General features: G+C 66.5%; 12 protein-coding genes. 3 read left to right on the forward strand and 9 right to left on the reverse strand.

Annotated elements, in window-relative coordinates; genetic code table 11:
• Nucleotides 1–159: 159 nt before the first annotated feature.
• Both ACI2JH_RS03920 and ACI2JH_RS03925 read right to left on the reverse strand, forming a co-directional pair.
• Nucleotides 160–1935 carry an EAL domain-containing protein gene (locus ACI2JH_RS03920; protein WP_101100442.1) on the reverse strand — a complete coding sequence of 592 codons (1776 nt, stop codon included), beginning with the start codon at nt 1933–1935 and terminating at the stop codon, nt 160–162.
• Nucleotides 1935–4016, reverse strand: a complete 2082-nt coding sequence (locus tag ACI2JH_RS03925; protein WP_101100443.1) for a PAS domain S-box protein — start codon at nt 4014–4016, stop codon at nt 1935–1937. Before ACI2JH_RS03925 ends, ACI2JH_RS03920 begins: the two co-directional genes overlap by 1 nt.
• 187 nt (nt 4017–4203) lie before the next feature.
• Between ACI2JH_RS03925 and ACI2JH_RS03930 the strand changes: the two genes are divergently transcribed.
• A complete protein-coding gene (locus ACI2JH_RS03930) occupies nt 4204–6975 on the forward strand; it encodes an EAL domain-containing protein (protein WP_101100444.1) in 2772 nt (923 codons plus the stop codon).
• Between the two features lie 96 nt (nt 6976–7071).
• Here the strand turns inward: ACI2JH_RS03930 and ACI2JH_RS03935 are convergent, their stop codons facing one another.
• From ACI2JH_RS03935 to ACI2JH_RS03960, 6 genes are all read right to left on the reverse strand, one after another.
• Nucleotides 7072–7374 carry a hypothetical protein gene (locus ACI2JH_RS03935; RefSeq protein WP_404735499.1) on the reverse strand — a complete coding sequence of 101 codons (303 nt, stop codon included), beginning with the start codon at nt 7372–7374 and terminating at the stop codon, nt 7072–7074.
• A 9-nt stretch (nt 7375–7383) separates the two neighbouring features.
• A complete protein-coding gene (locus tag ACI2JH_RS03940; protein WP_101100446.1) occupies nt 7384–8574 on the reverse strand; it encodes a methyl-accepting chemotaxis protein in 1191 nt (396 codons plus the stop codon).
• Between the two features lie 311 nt (nt 8575–8885).
• On the reverse strand, nt 8886–9500 hold the full coding sequence (gene hflD / locus ACI2JH_RS03945) for a high frequency lysogenization protein HflD (protein WP_182655972.1): 615 nt from the start codon (nt 9498–9500) through the stop codon (nt 8886–8888).
• On the reverse strand, nt 9497–10636 hold the full coding sequence (gene mnmA, locus ACI2JH_RS03950) for a tRNA 2-thiouridine(34) synthase MnmA (RefSeq protein WP_404735500.1): 1140 nt from the start codon (nt 10634–10636) through the stop codon (nt 9497–9499). The genes hflD and mnmA overlap by 4 nt, the downstream gene beginning before the upstream one ends.
• Nucleotides 10633–11094, reverse strand: coding sequence for an NUDIX hydrolase (locus ACI2JH_RS03955; protein WP_101100449.1), 462 nt, complete (start codon nt 11092–11094; stop codon nt 10633–10635). Before ACI2JH_RS03955 ends, mnmA begins: the two co-directional genes overlap by 4 nt.
• A gap of 1 nt (nt 11095) precedes the next feature.
• Nucleotides 11096–11569 (reverse strand): hypothetical protein, encoded by a 474-nt coding sequence (locus ACI2JH_RS03960; protein WP_404735501.1) that lies wholly within the window; start codon nt 11567–11569, stop codon nt 11096–11098.
• Between the two features lie 95 nt (nt 11570–11664).
• Between ACI2JH_RS03960 and clpS the strand changes: the two genes are divergently transcribed.
• Both clpS and clpA read left to right on the forward strand, forming a co-directional pair.
• Nucleotides 11665–11991: an ATP-dependent Clp protease adapter ClpS gene (clpS, locus tag ACI2JH_RS03965; RefSeq protein ID WP_101100451.1), complete on the forward strand. Its 327-nt coding sequence runs from the start codon at nt 11665–11667 to the stop codon at nt 11989–11991.
• Nucleotides 11992–12313: 322 nt separating this feature from the next.
• Nucleotides 12314–14596 (forward strand): ATP-dependent Clp protease ATP-binding subunit ClpA, encoded by a 2283-nt coding sequence (gene clpA / locus ACI2JH_RS03970; RefSeq protein WP_101100452.1) that lies wholly within the window; start codon nt 12314–12316, stop codon nt 14594–14596.
• Nucleotides 14597–14739: 143 nt separating this feature from the next.
• Here clpA and infA read toward each other — a convergent pair whose 3' ends face one another.
• The gene (gene infA / locus ACI2JH_RS03975) at nt 14740–14958 is read right to left on the reverse strand and encodes a translation initiation factor IF-1 (RefSeq protein WP_005409596.1); all 219 of its coding nucleotides are present in this window, start codon (nt 14956–14958) and stop codon (nt 14740–14742) included.
• Nucleotides 14959–15195 lie beyond the last annotated feature (237 nt).

Consider the following 15195-nt stretch of genomic DNA (forward strand, 5'->3'; position numbering starts at 1 on the left):
CGGTGGGGCTGGGCGGGGGCGTTGAGCGCCATGGATGGCGCGAAACGAGGCCCGCAGGATGCGGCTTTTGCCGTCCCCCGCCCAGCCCCACCGCCCGGCCCAAACCAAGGCTGTTGCTTAAAGCCACCCGCGAGGGGGTCCAACCCGTTCGACCATCCCTCAGCGCGACACCGACCGATCATCCAACGACTCGACCGGCTCCGCCGCAACAGACCCGCCATTGCTGCGCCGCTGCTCTTCGTATGTGCGGAACGCCTGGTGGATGTGCTTGCGCAGTTCGTCGTCATTCCACGGCTTGGTCAGGAAGCGGTAGATCGCCCCGCGGTTGATCGCATCGGTGACCGTGTTGAGGTCGGTATAGCCGGACAGCACCAGCCGGATCGTGTCCGGGTAGAGCATCTTCACCCGGCCCAGGAACTCGGTTCCGCTCATGTCGCTCATGCGCTGGTCGGACAGGATCACCTGCACATCGTTGATCGCCAGCAGGTCGAACGCATCGCGCACGTTGCCCGCCGCAAGGATCCGGTAGCCGTCGCGTCGGAAAAGGCGCACCAGCGAGCGCAGCACGTTCTCTTCGTCATCCAGCAGCAGCAGGGTGCGGTCCGGGCGCGTTTCAGCGAACGCCTCCGGACGCAGGTAGCGGCGCCGCAGGGTCATGCCGGCCGCATCGGCGGACATCGGTTCGCCGAACAGGTAACCCTGGAACACGTCGCAGTCATTGCGGCGCAGGAAGCCAAGCTGGGCCTGCGATTCCACGCCGTTGGCGATCACGGTCATGCCCAGCTGGTGGCCCATGGCGATGATGGCGCGGGCGATGGCCGCCTCACGATTGCCGGCCGGGGCGCTCTTGATGAAGCTGCGGTCGATCTTCAGCTTGTCCACGGGGTAGCGCACCAGCGCACTCAGGCTGGAGTCGCCGGTACCGAAATTGTCCAGGCTCAGGCTGATGCCTTCGTTGCGCAGGTTGACCAGGGTTTCGTGGACGAAATTGACATTGTTGGTCAATGCGCTTTCGTTGATTTCCAGGGTCAGCATCGGCGCCGGAACGCCGGCGGCCTGGATCAGGCCCATCACCTCGGTGAAGAAGTTCGGGCGCAGCAGCTGCAGGGTGGAGACGTTGACCGCGATGGTGAAGTCATCGAAGCCCTGGTCACGCCACAGCCGCGCCTGTTTCAAGGCGCCTTCCAGCACCCACGTGCCGATCTGCACGATGATGCCCAGCCGTTCTGCCGTGCGCATGAAGCGTTCAGGCACCAGCATGCCCAGGGTCGGCGACTGCCAGCGCAGCAGCGCCTCCATGCCCACCACGTGGCCATCGCGCGAACTCACCAGCGGCTGGTAGCGCAGCTTGAGCTCGCCATTGGGAATGGCGTCGATGATCTGCCGGGCGATGATGCTCTCGCTGTGCGCACTGGGCACGGTATCCACCGCGTGGATGCGCACCGCGTTGCCGCCTTCGCGCGCTGCCTGGTAGAGCGCGTCCTCGGCGTGGTCGAGCAGGCGCGAGGCGGTGCTGGCGTGTTCCGGGCACAGGCTGACACCCAGCTTGCCGGTCATGAAAAGGGTGTAGGGCAGTACCGAAAGCGGCAGCTCCAGCTGCTGCCGCAGCTCTTCGGCGAAGTCCTCCGGCAGGGCGACCTCGCCGGTACGCGGCACGGCCACCAGGAACTCATCGCTGCCATGGCGCCACAGGGTGCCGCGGCCCCGCAGCCAGGACTTCAGGCGCTGGGCCACCAGCACCAATGCCTGGTCGCCCACTTCGGCGCTCATGTTCTCGTTGACCGATGCGAAGTGGTCGATGTCCACGTGCATCACCATCATCGGGGTACCGCCCGCGGCCGCTTCGGCGACCATCGCCTGCAGCTCGGGATTGCCGGCGCCCAGTCGGTCCGGGGCGTCCTCGATACTGACCGGAGGCAGGGAGGTATTCCACATCAAAGGCGTGATTCCAGCGGTTCGTCCGGCATCATGCCGACACGGTAGGGGAGATGCAGTTCGATCAGGGTACCTTCACCCGGAGCCGATTCGATGCGCAGCTGTCCGCCCACGCTCTGCGCACGTTCGCGCATCACGATCAGGCCCAGGCCGCGCGGTCCATGCGGATCGAAGCCTTCGCCATCGTCGCGCACCTGCAGGTGCAGGCGGTCCTGGTCGATGTCGCGCAGGTGCAGCAGCACCTGGCTGGCCTTGGCGTGGCGCAGGGCATTGGTCAGGCTTTCCTGTGCGATCCGGAAGCAGGCCTGTTCGATGGCGTTGTCCGGGCGCTGGGGCAGGGTGTCGATGCGTGACAGCAGTTCGGCCTGCGAAGAGCGGAACAGTACGCCGGCCTGCCAGCGCAGCGCGGCCTCCAGGCCCAGTGCATCCAGCTGTGGCGGACGCAGCAGCGTGGACAGGTCGCGCAGCTTGGCCACGGTGCCATCGGCCAGGCTGACGATCTGCTGCAGGTCCTCGCGGCGGCGGGCGCTGTCTTCTTCATCCAGCGCTGCCCAGGCCGAAAGCTTGATCGCAGTGATCGCCTGGCCGATGTCATCGTGCAGGTCGCGCGAAATGGCGCGGCGTTCGTCTTCCTGCAGGGAGAACAGCCGGCCAGCCATCGCCTGCAGTTCGCGATTGCTGTTCTCCAGTGCCGCGCGCGTGCGCTCGGCATCACTGAGGTCGCGCACGATCAGCAGGCGGCAGTCGCGCCCGCCGTAGCGCACTTCGCCCACCGCCAGCCCGGCCTGGAAACGGCTGCCATCGGCGCGCTGCATGCCGATGATCGCGATCTGGCCGGCGCTGGCTTCCGGCACCAGGTTGCGCAGCAGGGCGCGCACCGCCGGCAGGCCTGCTTCACCCACCAGCGCCCGCAGTGGCTCGCCCAGCAGGGTGTGGCCTTCATAGCCGAACAGCCGCACGGCGAACGCATTGGCGTACAGCACGTGTTCTTCGGACAGGATCACCACGCCATCGGGCAGCACCCGCACCAGTTCGCGGAACTGTTCCTCGCGCTCGCGCAGCAACCGGCGCGACTGTTCGCGTTCGGTAACGTCCTGCAGCGTGCCCATCACCCGGGGACGGCCCAGCTCGTCCACGCCACTTTCGGCACGCAGATGGGTCATCAACGGTCGTCCATCCATGCCCAGCAGGGGCAGCAGCACGTCCACGTGGACCGGCTCGCCGCTGCTCATCCCGGCCAGCAGCTGTTCGGTCATCGCCGTGGTCGCCGCATCGGCCGGCACCAGCAGTTCATCGAAGCGGTGCCAGGTGCGTGCCTGCGGCGGACGCCGGCCCAGCAACTGGTAAACCTGCCGCGAGAAGCTGGCCAGGCCAGTGGCGGGGTCGAGCTGCCAGGCGCCGATGCGGGCCAGTTCATGGGCCTCTTCCAGCCGTTCCAGCGCTTGATCGCGGCGCGCCAGTGCCTCGTCTTCGGCCGTGCGGTCAATCACGATAAGCAGCCGTGCGGGGCGTCCGTCGACGTCGATCGCATTGCTGCGCAGCTCCATCTGGCGCAGGCGTCCATCGCGCAGCTGCAGCGGCGCGCGCAGCAGGCAGGTCTGCTCCGGGTGCTCGCGCAGCTGTTCCAGCGTGGCCTCCAACGCGCCCTGTTTGCCCGCTGGCCAGAGCAGGCTGACCGACTCCTGCAGCAGTTCTTCCCGGCTCCAGCCGAACAGCGCGCAGGCGGCGGGGTTGGCATCGAGGATCCGCACCGATTGCAGGTCGTAGATGAGGATGGGGCCGGGGTTGCCTACGAAGGCCTGGCGATGGCGCAGCTCGGAAGCAGCCAGGCGGGCATTGGCCTGCAGCACGTGGGCGCCGAGCGGGCGCAGCAGCAGGTACAGCATCGCGGCACTGGCGAAGACGAAGAAGACGCCCTTGACGGTCTGCAGCCAGGCCGCCGACCGCGCATCGCCGATCATCGCGCCCACGGCTACGTCGCTGCTGACGATCCAGGCAACGGCCAGCAGCAGGTAGACCAGCACCACCCGCCGCCGTTCCCGCCGCAGGGTGTTGGCCAGCTGGGTCGGGCAGACCGTCATCGGGTTTTGCCAACAGGGTGCAGGGGCATGGCGGGACGGGGCCGGGTCGCGGAAGGAGGGCAGCAACGAATCGCATCTTAACTCGCCGCGATGACGCCCATGCAGCCAGCCGGTACTCAATTATCCCGCCCGCTGGCCGCTAACGATTTCGTTCCCGGCTGTCGGGGGCGTCATTGGAGCAAGTTGCGTGGACCAAGGGATCATTGCCAGCCTGTTGCAGCACCCGCTCGCCTCCGCGCTGGTGATCCTTGACCGCAATGGTGCGCCGCTGGCCGCCAATCCCGCCGCGCGCGAGCACGGCCTGCCTGCGGCAGCTGCTGCCTACCAGTCCATGTTGGAAGACATCCGGCTGCTGGCCGCCGACGGGGGCATCGTGCCGTGCAGCCTGCCCGGCGGCCCGCGCGGTCGCCACGACGGTTGGATGCGCGCCGTGCATGACCAGGGCGGTCACCTGCTGGCCTTCACCCTGAGCATTCCAGACCCCGAGCGCAGCCCGGCCGGCGAGCGCTGGGAGCTTGCGCTGGAAAGTGCCGGGCATCGATTGTGGGACTGGGACCTGGCCAGCGACCGGGTGCTGCGATCGCCGCCGGTCGAGGGCAGGATCGAGGTCCAAGAACGCGCGGGCGCACTGCTGGAGAAGATCCACCCCGACGATCGCGCCGGCGTGCATGCGCAGGTCCAGCGCCACCTGCGTGGCGAGGTCGACCAGTACAGTGCCCAATTCCGCTACCGCCAGCCGGACCAGAGCTGGCGCTGGGTACTGGATCGCGGACGGGTAGTGGCGCGGACCGCCGACGGCCAGCCGTTGCGCATGGTCGGCACCCATACCGATATCGAGCACCAGAAGCAGCTGGAAGCCCACCTGCACGACCAGCAGCTTCACCTGCGCCAGGCGCAGCAGATCGCCAGCATGGGCAGCTGGTCCCTGGAGCCCGGCTGCCGTCGTTTCTGGTGGTCGGCGGAGCTGCATGCGCTGCTGGGCACGGAAGACGATCCTTCCTTCAGCCCGCGCGCGTGGCTACGGCGGCTGCATCCGCGTTCGCGCGGTGCGCTGCGCATGGCATGGCGCCGGCTGTGGCGTGACGGGCGGCCGGAAAACCTGGACCTGGAGCTGCGCAGGCCGGGGCAGCAACCGGCTTTGCAGCTGCGCTTGTGGATGCAGCCCCTGCAGGCCGCCGATGGGCAGATCCAGCGCCTGCTCGGCCAGGTACAGAACATCAGCGAACAGCACCAGACCGATGCATTGATTCGCTGGCGCACCGAGTTGTTGAACCGTGTTTCCGCATTGGGACGCATCGGCGGCTGCGAGATCGAAGTGGACACCCGGCTGATGCAGTGGACCGAGGAGTGCTATCGCATCCATGGCCTGCGCAAGGAATCGATCAGCCTGGACCAGGCGCTGGCGCTGTACACCGATGACTCGCGCACCGCCTTCGAATCCGCGCTTGAGCGCATCGCCGCCGGCGGCCTGCCCGAACAACTGGACCTGTGCTTTTACCGGCAATCCGGCATGCGCGTATGGGTGCAGGTGTTGATCGAACTGGACCGCCGTGACGGCCTGCCGCCGCGGTTCGTGGTGCTGTTCCGTGACATCACCCGCGAACGCGAGGCCAATGAACGCATCGAACTGCTGGCCCACTACGACCTGCTGACCGGGCTGCCCAACCGCATGCTGCTGCGCGAGCAGACCACCGATGCGATCAAAGAGGCGCGTGATCGCGGTACACCGCTGGCGATGCTGTTCATCGACCTGGACGGCTTTAAGACCATCAACGACAGCTTCGGGCATGCCACCGGCGATACCCTGCTCAAGGCAGCGGCAAGCCGACTGCACCAGAACCTGCGCAACAGCGACCTGTTCGGGCGTTTCAACGGGGATGAGTTCATCGTCGTGCTGCGTGACCTGGCCGAGGCCGAAGATGCCGGCCACGTGGCGCGCAAGCTGATCGCCTCGTTGGCCGAGCCGCTGCATCGCGGGCAGGACCTGCTGAAGGTCGGCGCCAGCGTCGGCATCGCGATGCTGGAAGACGGCCGCGAAGATTTCGATTCCCTGCTGCGTGCCGCCGATGCGGCGATGCACGCAGCAAAAGAGGCAGGCCGCAATACCTACCAGTACTACAGCCAGGATGCGCTCAGCCGGATCCAGCGCAGGCTGGATATCGAACACGCCCTGCACGGGGCCATCGAGCGTGAAGAATTCAGCCTGGTCTACCAGCCGCTGATGCATGCCGAACCCGGGCAACCGCCCGCTATCGAGGCGCTGCTGCGCTGGCACCGGCCCGGCCTGGGCTACTGCAGCCCGGCCGAGTTCATCCCGATAGCGGAGAAGTGCGGCGAGATCGTGCGCATCGGCGACTGGGTACTCAACGAAGCGTGTCGGCAGGCCTCGGCCTGGGACCGTGCGGGCCTGCTGTTCGACCGGATCGCGGTGAACGTCTCGGCGGTGCAGCTGCGCGAGCGCGGATTCGCCGAGCGGGTGATCGCGGTCTGCCACGCGCATGGCCTGTCGCCGACCCGGATGGAGCTGGAGCTCACCGAGTCGGCTCTGATCCGTGACACCGAAGTGCTGCGGCACTGTTTCGACGTATTCGAGCGGCACAACGTGCCGCTGGCGGTGGACGACTTCGGCACCGGATTCTCCAACCTGCACTACCTCAACCGGTTCCCGGTCGGTCGGCTGAAGATCGACCGCAGCTTCGTACAGGGCATGCTGGAAGATGCCGGTACCGCCGAAGTCACCCAGGCGATCGTCCACCTGGGCCACGCGCTGGGTATGAAGGTCGTGGCCGAAGGGGTGGAAACGGAGCAGGAAGAAGACCTGCTGCGCCGCCAGGGCTGTGACGAGATCCAGGGCTACCTGTATTCGCGGCCGCTGGTGCCGCGCGAGCTGGCGCACTGGCTGCGCGATGCAGCCACCGGGGCGTCGATGCGGGACACCGCTGCGGTGCTGGCGGGCTGAACACCGCGGGCGTCGCGCTTGCGGCGCCCGGTACCCGGGCTGACGATCGTCACCCGCATGATCCTCCTGATCCCGCGTGACGGCTTGCAGAGCGCGTCAGCGCACCGTTGCCGCCGATGCGTGGCCTGCGCTGGCAGGCGCCAGGTCCCTTGCATCCAGCCCCAGGTCCCAGAACAGGCTGGCCTGCTCAAGGCTGTGTCGCATCACCCCCTGCCTTCCAGCCATCAGCTCCAGCTGCGCCAGCTCTGCCTGCGCCAGGGCCTCAAGCCGCTGCAGTTGCTGGCGCGGGGTCTGCGCTTGCTGCGCAGTGCCCTCGGCCCGTGCGCGCTCGGTCGGCGCCGGGCACGACAAAGCCCCGGCAGTGCCGGGGCTCTGGGGTTCACCTGGGGCGTCAAGCACCACGCGGGATCAGAACAGTTCCACCGTTCCGGCACCCATGCTCTGCTGGGTGACCGGCTTGTGCGGCGGCCGTTCCCATTCGCTGCGCAGGTCACGCAGGCGGTTGCCGGTGCGGGCCAGGGCAGTGACCATTTCTTCGTCGGCCGCGCCGCCATGGCGATGCAGCAGTTCCTGCAGTGCCAAGGCTTCGCGGTTGATCGAGGTCAGGCGGTCCAGGTGGACATGTACGCCGCCCAGCGCCTGGGTGGCGATGTCCTCGAACTGCAGGGCACGCACTGCTTCGGCCACGCTGCCGTCGATGGCGCGGGCGCACTCGGACACTTCGCGCATGCCATCGCCCAGCGAGGCATTGATCTGCGCCACGTTGTCGACCATCGAAGCGGCTTCCATGCGGGCTTCGCGGGAACGGTCCATGTCACGCGAGGCCATGTGGGTGACCGTTTCGCGGACCTTGGCGATGGCATCCTTGGAGCTGTGGGCCAGCTTGCGGATCTGCTCGTTGAACGTGGTTGAGCGCTCGGACAGGTTGCGCACCTCGTCGGCCACCACGGCGAAGCCGCGTCCGGCTTCGCCGGCACGTGCCGCTTCGATGGCCGCGTTCAGTGCCAGCAGGTTGGTCTGGTCGGCGATTGACTTGACGTCTTCCAGCAGCGCGAAGATGCCATCCAGGTGCTGCGCCATCTGGTCGATGTGCTGCACGGTGTTGCTGCTCTGGCCGCTGACCTGCTCCAGCGCTTCCACCAGCTGTTCCATCTGGTGGCTGGCGTGCTGGGCGAAGCGCGCCACGTCCAGTCCGGCCGAACCGTCTTCACCGGTACGGTCGACGATGCGGGCCAATGCCTGGCTCTGCTGGCGGGACTTGCGGTTCATCGCTTCGAAGCTGCCGCCCAGGCCGGATACGGCCTGGCGGATCAGGTCGCGGGCGCGCTCGACTTCGCTGCGCGAGCCGTCGATTTCATTGCCGACGAAGTTGCGCAGTTCGGTCAGCAGCTGGTCCTGCTCGCGCAGGATGCGGGCCTGTTCCGGCGAACGCCCGACCGGAGCACGGGTGCTCCACCAGGCGTGGCCGAGCCAGCTCAGCGTCATCGTGGTAAGGATCGCCCAGCGCAGGGCCGCAGGCCACTCCAGAGCAAAGGCGAGGGGCAGAAGCAGGGTCAGCACCAACGGTGCGGCCAGACGGATGATGGTGCGAGAGTACATGGACGTTCCCGGGAGAGTCACAAATGCAGTATCGGCCGTACCCGGTTTCTCTTTAACGCCGATGTTGCATCTACCGCGACCGCCCCGGTAGTGACGGCCGCTGGCCGTCAGTATTGGGCCGCTGGTGGGTGACGACCGTTGGTCGTCAGTGGGTGACGACCGTTGGTCGTCACGCTGTTGCCTTCGCCGCTGCGCTCGCCGAGCATGGCTCGGCGCTACCGTGCTGCCGCTGGTGGGTGACGACCGTTGGTCGTCACGCTGTTGCCTTCGCCGCTGCGCTCGCCGAGCATGGCTCGGCGCTACCGTTCGGCTCAGCGCAGCGCGCGGTCCACCGCTTCCACCATCGCCTTGCGAGCCAGCAGGAAATCCCAGTAGCTGCCACCCAGCTGGCGCCACAGCACCGCCGAGCGCACCGCCGCCAGCAGCAGCGCGCGGATTTCGGCCACCACCCCGGCCTGGCCCAGGTAATGCGGGTTGCCCTGCACCATGACCCGCGGCTTGAGGTGGCTGATGGTGTCGGCATAGACGCCGCCCAGCGTGGCCAGCACGTCCGGGTGCCCGCTGTCGCCCAGCTCACGGCCCTGGCGGCTGGCGCGCTCGATGCCGGCGGTGACCTTGGCGATGGTGTCCGGCTCGCGCACGAAGCGGCGCTCCAGCTGCAGCACCGCCAGTGCCAGCTTGGGCAGGATCGGGTCCTGGCCCTGGTTGCGGAAGTAGTTGTGCAGCAGGCGCAGGCCCGGCTTCAGCGATTCGCGGTCGCCATACACCTCCTGCGGTGATGCGGCGTCGATGCGGAACACGCTGTCCATGGCGGTGCGCACCGCACCCGCTTCGGAGTGGCCGGTATCGGCGATGCGGCGGACCTGTTGCAGGGCCTGGGCTATGCCGGCCAGGGCCAGTACGCGGTCGTCGACAGTGAAACTCATGCAGCAGGTACCTCGAAAGGAGAAGGAGTAGGGCGCAGCCGCTGTTCAAGCGGTGCGTCGGTGGCGGCGATCACCGCACCACCGAGGCAGACATCGCCCTGGTACAGCACCAGCGACTGGCCGGGGGTGACCGCCCGCTGGGGAGTGGGGAAGCGGACATGCAGGCTGCCATCATCGCGCACCTGGACCGTACAGGCCTCATCGGGCTGGCGGTAGCGGGTCTGCGCGGTGCACTCGAAGCGGCTGGCGGGCGGCGCGCCGGCGATCCAGTGCGCGCTTTCACTGACCAGCTCGGTGGACATCAACCAGCGGCTTTCGCGGTCCTGGTCCACGTACAGCGTGTTGGAGGCCACGTCCTTGCCCACCACGTACCACGGCGCCGCCGGGCGGCCGCGGACGCCGCCGATGTTCAGTCCTTCGCGCTGGCCCAGGGTGAAATAGAACACCCCGGGGTGCTCGGCGATCTCCGCCCCGTCCGGATCCACGATGCGGCCCTGGCGTGCGGGCAGGTACTGGCCGAGGAACTCGCGGAAATCACGTTCGCCGATGAAGCAGATGCCGGTGGAGTCCTTCTTGGCATGCGTCGGCAGGTTGGCGTCGCGCGCCATCCGGCGCAGGTCGCTCTTGTTCAGGTCGCCGATCGGGAACAAGGTAGCCGACAGCTGTGCCTGGCCCAGCTGGTGCAGGAAATAGCTCTGGTCCTTGCTGCGGTCGGCGCCGCGCAGCAGCAGCCACTGGTTGCCGTCGCGGGCGATCCGCGCGTAATGGCCGGTGGCGATGCGCTCGGCGCCCAGCTCGCGGGCGGCATCCAGGAAGTGCTTGAACTTCACTTCGCGGTTGCACAGCACGTCCGGGTTGGGGGTGCGCCCGGCCGCATACTCGGCCAGGAAGTGTTCGAACACGCCTTTCCAGTACTCGCTGGAAAAGTCGCGGAAGTGGAACGGGATGCCGAGCAGTCCGCACACCGCCACCGCATCGCGGCGATCATCCTCGGCGCGGCATTCGCCGCTGCCGTCATCGGCCCAGTTCTGCATGAACAGCCCGGCCACCGGCTCGCCCTGCTGCACCAGCCGCCAGGCGGCAACCGAAGAGTCCACTCCGCCAGACACGCCGACCATGATCCGTGGCGCGCTCATGGAGCAACCTGCTTGACCAGGGAGAGGGGATGGCGCTGGCCGGCGAGGAAGTCGGCCACCACCTGCCAGACCAGCGGGCTGCGCAGCCGCTGGCGCGCGGCCAGCAGCTCGCCGGGCTGCAGCCACAGTGCGCGTTCGATGCCGGTATCCAGCGGGCGCAGCGGATCGTGCCGGAGCGGGCGCGCGGCATAGCTGAAGCGCAGGAACGGCGTGCCATCCGGGGCGGTCCACTGGTAAGTGCCGATGAATGCGGTCAACTCGACCTCCCAGCCGGTTTCTTCGCGCGTCTCGCGCAGCGCGGCCTCGGCCAGCGACTCACCCGGCTCCAGGTGGCCGGCGGGCTGGTTGAGCACCAGCTCGCCATCGATGCGTTCTTCGACCAGCAGCAGCCTGCCCTCGTCGACCACCACGGTGGCAACGGTGACGCGGGGTGCCCAGCGCGGCGCAGCGGCATTCACTTCAGTATTCGTCCTGCTTGGTCAGTTCCAGTTCCATCGCATCGGCGGTCCGGCTGGCGGCCTCGATGGCGTCGTCCAACGCTTCCGAAGAGGCATCGGCATCCACTTTCACCACGAACATGGCGACCTTGTCCTGCTTCACCCAGCCGCCCATTTTCGCATCCTGCGCATCTTCAAGCAGGCGGTTGGCCACCGCCACCGGGAACTGGTCGGCGCTGGCCTGGTAGCCGGGCGACCAGATCTCGCGCACATGCTGGCTGCCGAATTCTTCCACCACCGAGCGCACATAGACCAGCTGGGTGCGCTCGCCTTCCATGTCGAACACCATGCGATAGTCGCCGTCCTCGTCGATCTCGTAGGGATAGCCCAGTTTGTCGAGATGGCGTCCGATGGCCTTGTCCGGCTCGGCGGCGAAGGAGGGGGCCACCGTTGCGGCGACAGCCAGCAGCAGGGCGAAGCGAAGCGTCCTTTCCATGAGAATCCTGTGAAGGTAGTACGGGGAGTCGCGCAGATTGTGAAGGCGCGTTGGCTTGCCGTCCATCCGGCCGAGCCAGCCACTATAATAAGCGGATGCCTCGCGACACTTCCCACGAATCCCATTCCGACCACGGCGTGCTGCTTGAGCCGGCACGCCCGGAGGTCGCCCCCCCGCCGTTCTACCAGGTCATGCTGTTGAACGATGACTACACCCCGATGGATTTCGTGGTCGATGTACTGCAGCAGTTCTTCAGCCTGGACCTGGACCGGGCGACGCAGGTGATGCTCCATGTGCACACCCGCGGCCGCGGCGTCTGCGGTGTGTTCACCCGCGAGGTTGCCGAAACCAAAGTGGCGCAGGTCAATGAATATGCCCGGATGAACCAGCATCCGTTGCTCTGCACGATGGAAAAGGCCTGATCAGACGGGCATGACCCCAGCGTGGTAGTCCGGTGCGTTCCATCTACGGCACGATCGGGCTTCCCGCCGACGACGCAGCTGGCGGCAGGAATGCGCCTCTCCCCCTTGGTTTGCGGCGCGGCTGGCCGTGGATCGCCTCATCGTGGGTGGTTCAGGGCGGGCAGGCCCGCGCCCGGCGCAGAAGCGGTTTAGGTTATGGTGGAATCACCTTCGCCAGGCGTGCGACGGCATGCTAACGCCGTATGAACGGGCAGTTCCGCTAGGGTGATGGAAAACGTGTGGTCAGGCCGCATATTGTCTTCAACTGCCGCCGGAGTAGAGCATGTTCAGCAAAGACCTCGAACACACCATTGGCCAGTGCTACAAGCGGGCACGGGAAGCGCGGCATGAGTTCATGACCGTCGAACACCTGTTGCTGGCGCTGCTGGACAATCCCTCGGCCCAGGCCGTCCTGAAGGCCTGCGGGGCCGAGCCCGAGCGCCTGCGCCAGGAGCTGGAGCAGGCCATCGAGGCGTCCGTCTCGCGGCTTGCCGAAGATGATGGGCGCGATACCCAGCCAACCCTTGGCTTCCAGCGCGTGCTGCAGCGCGCGGTCTACCACGTGCAGTCCTCGGGCAAGAAGGAGGTCACCGGCGCCAACGTGCTGGTGGCGATCTTCGGCGAGAAGGATTCCCACGCCGTGTACTACCTCAACCAGCAGGATGTCACCCGGCTGGATGTGGTCAATTACCTCTCCCATGGCATCGCCAAGCTTGGTGAGGAAGGCGAGCCGTCTTCGCCAGCCGATCCCGAAGGCCGTGCCGAAGGCGGGGAAGGCGAGGGCAAGGGCGATGCGCTGGCCGAGTTCGCCAGCAACCTCAACGAACAGGCCCGCAACGGCCGGATCGATCCGCTGGTGGGCCGTGCCGACGAAATCGAGCGCACCATCCAGGTGCTGTGCCGCCGCCGCAAGAACAATCCGCTGTATGTCGGCGAAGCCGGCGTCGGCAAGACCGCCATTGCCGAGGGCCTGGCCCGCCGTATCGTCGAAGGATCCGTGCCGGAGGTGCTCGCCGATGCGGTCATCTACTCACTGGACCTGGGCGCGCTGGTGGCCGGCACCAAGTATCGCGGCGATTTCGAAAAACGCCTCAAGGGCGTGCTGACCTCGCTGAAGAAGGTGCCCAACGCGGTGCTGTTCATCGATGAGATCCACACCATCATCGGTGCAGGATCGGCGTCCGGTGGCACCATGGATGCCTCCAACCTGATCAAGCCGGCGCTGGCCTCCGGTGACCTGCGCTGCATCGGCTCGACCACTTTCCAGGAATACCGCGGCATCTTCGAAAAGGACCGCGCGCTGGCGCGGCGCTTCCAGAAGATCGACATCGTCGAGCCGACCGTGGGCGAAACCTACGAGATCCTGCAGGGGCTCAAGCCGAAGTACGAAGCGCACCACGGCGTGACCTATGCCGACGATGCGCTGCAGGCGGCGGTGGACCTGTCGGTCAAGCACATCGGTGACCGTCTGTTACCCGACAAGGCGATCGATGTCATCGACGAGGCCGGTGCGCGCCAGCGCCTGATGCCGGAAGGACAGCGCAAGGAGCTGATCGACATCGAGGAGATCGAGGCGATCGTGGCCAAGATGGCACGCATCCCGGCCAAGCAGGTCAGCGCCACCGACAAGGACGTGCTCAAGCACCTGGAGCGCAACCTGAAGATGGTGATCTTCGGCCAGGATCCGGCCATCGAAACGCTGTCTTCGGCGATCAAGCTGGCCCGCTCCGGCCTGGCCAACCCGGAAAAGCCGATCGGCAACTTCCTGTTCGCCGGCCCCACCGGTGTCGGCAAGACCGAAGTCACCAAGCAACTGGCCCTGCAGCTGGGGATCGAGCTGGTCCGCTTCGACATGTCCGAGTACATGGAAGGGCATTCGATCAGTCGCCTGATCGGTGCGCCTCCGGGCTACGTGGGCTTCGACCAGGGTGGCCTGCTGACCGAAAAGATCGTCAAGACGCCGCACTGCGTGTTGCTGCTGGATGAAATCGAAAAAGCGCATCCGGATATCTTCAACATCCTGCTGCAGGTCATGGACCGTGGCGTGCTGACCGATACCAACGGCCGTGAAGCGAACTTCAAGAACGTGGTGCTGGTGATGACCACCAATGCCGGTGCGGCGCAGGCGTCACGGCGTTCGATCGGCTTCACCAAGCAGGATCACGCCACCGACGCGATGGAGACCATCCGTCGCAGCTTCACCCCGGAGTTCCGCAACCGGCTGGATGCGGTGGTGCAGTTCCAGGCGCTGGGCTTCGAGCACATCCTGCGCGTGGTGGACAAGTTCCTGATCGAACTGGAAATGCTGCTGCAGGAAAAGCACGTCAGCCTCTCGGCCACGCCGACCGCGCGCGACTGGCTGGCCCAGCACGGCTTCGATCCGCTGATGGGCGCACGCCCGATGGCCCGTGTCATCCAGGACAAGGTCAAGCGCCCGTTGGCCGACGAACTGCTGTTCGGCAAGCTGGTCAATGGCGGCAGGGCCAGCATCGACGTGCGCGACAACGAGCTGTTCGTGGAAACCTTCGCTGAACCGGAGCGTCTGTTGCCGGCTACGGTGGAATAAGCCACTCCGTGCTGCAGCGCCGGGCCTTGCCCGGCGCTGCAGCGGCTGGCCGTCGAGCATGGCTCGGCGCTGCCGCATCCAGCCACGCCAAAAGGCCAGCTCGATGGCTGGCCTCTCTCGTCGACGCGGATGCGTCGGACCGCTTACTTCATGCGGTAGGTGATACGGCCCTTGGTCAGGTCGTACGGGGTCATTTCAACCTTGACCCGGTCACCGGTCAGAATGCGGATGTAGTTCTTGCGCATGCGGCCGGAGATATGGGCAATGATTTCATGACCATTTTCCAGGCGGACGCGGAACGTCGTGTTCGGCAGCGTCTCGCTGACGGTGCCTTCGAACTCGATGGAGTCGTCTTTCGACATGTAATCCTGTGCGGTTCAGAGAGCGGCCACGGGGGCCTAAGCCGCTGCATTTTACGCACATGCACCCCATTTTGCAAAGATTGCGTTAACCGTCATCCCGTTGCGGGATACGCCCCTCCCGGCACGGGCCCACCATTCTCCCGTGGGAGGGTCAGAATTTGCCGGGTTGAGCTATTTCGAGCCCTATATCCCGTTGCTATCGTGCCTCTCATTACAGGATACATCCGCCAATTCGCC

The organism is Stenotrophomonas sp. NPDC078853 (assembly GCF_044901215.1).
Classification (GTDB): Bacteria; Pseudomonadota; Gammaproteobacteria; order Xanthomonadales; family Xanthomonadaceae; genus Stenotrophomonas; species Stenotrophomonas lacuserhaii.

Bases quoted from the DNA above. Each gene is read 5' to 3' on its own strand.
- ACI2JH_RS03920 (WP_101100442.1), bottom strand. From the start codon at position 1,935: ATGTGGAATACCTCCCTGCCTCCGGTCAGTATCGAGGACGCCCCGGAC.
- ACI2JH_RS03925 (WP_101100443.1), bottom strand. From the start codon at position 4,016: ATGACGGTCTGCCCGACCCAGCTGGCCAACACCCTGCGGCGGGAACGG.
- ACI2JH_RS03940 (WP_101100446.1), bottom strand. From the start codon at position 8,574: ATGTACTCTCGCACCATCATCCGTCTGGCCGCACCGTTGGTGCTGACC.
- hflD (WP_182655972.1), bottom strand. From the start codon at position 9,500: ATGAGTTTCACTGTCGACGACCGCGTACTGGCCCTGGCCGGCATAGCC.
- mnmA (WP_404735500.1), bottom strand. From the start codon at position 10,636: ATGAGCGCGCCACGGATCATGGTCGGCGTGTCTGGCGGAGTGGACTCT.
- ACI2JH_RS03960 (WP_404735501.1), bottom strand. From the start codon at position 11,569: ATGGAAAGGACGCTTCGCTTCGCCCTGCTGCTGGCTGTCGCCGCAACG.
- clpS (WP_101100451.1), top strand. From the start codon at position 11,665: ATGCCTCGCGACACTTCCCACGAATCCCATTCCGACCACGGCGTGCTG.
- clpA (WP_101100452.1), top strand. From the start codon at position 12,314: ATGTTCAGCAAAGACCTCGAACACACCATTGGCCAGTGCTACAAGCGG.
- infA (WP_005409596.1), bottom strand. From the start codon at position 14,958: ATGTCGAAAGACGACTCCATCGAGTTCGAAGGCACCGTCAGCGAGACG.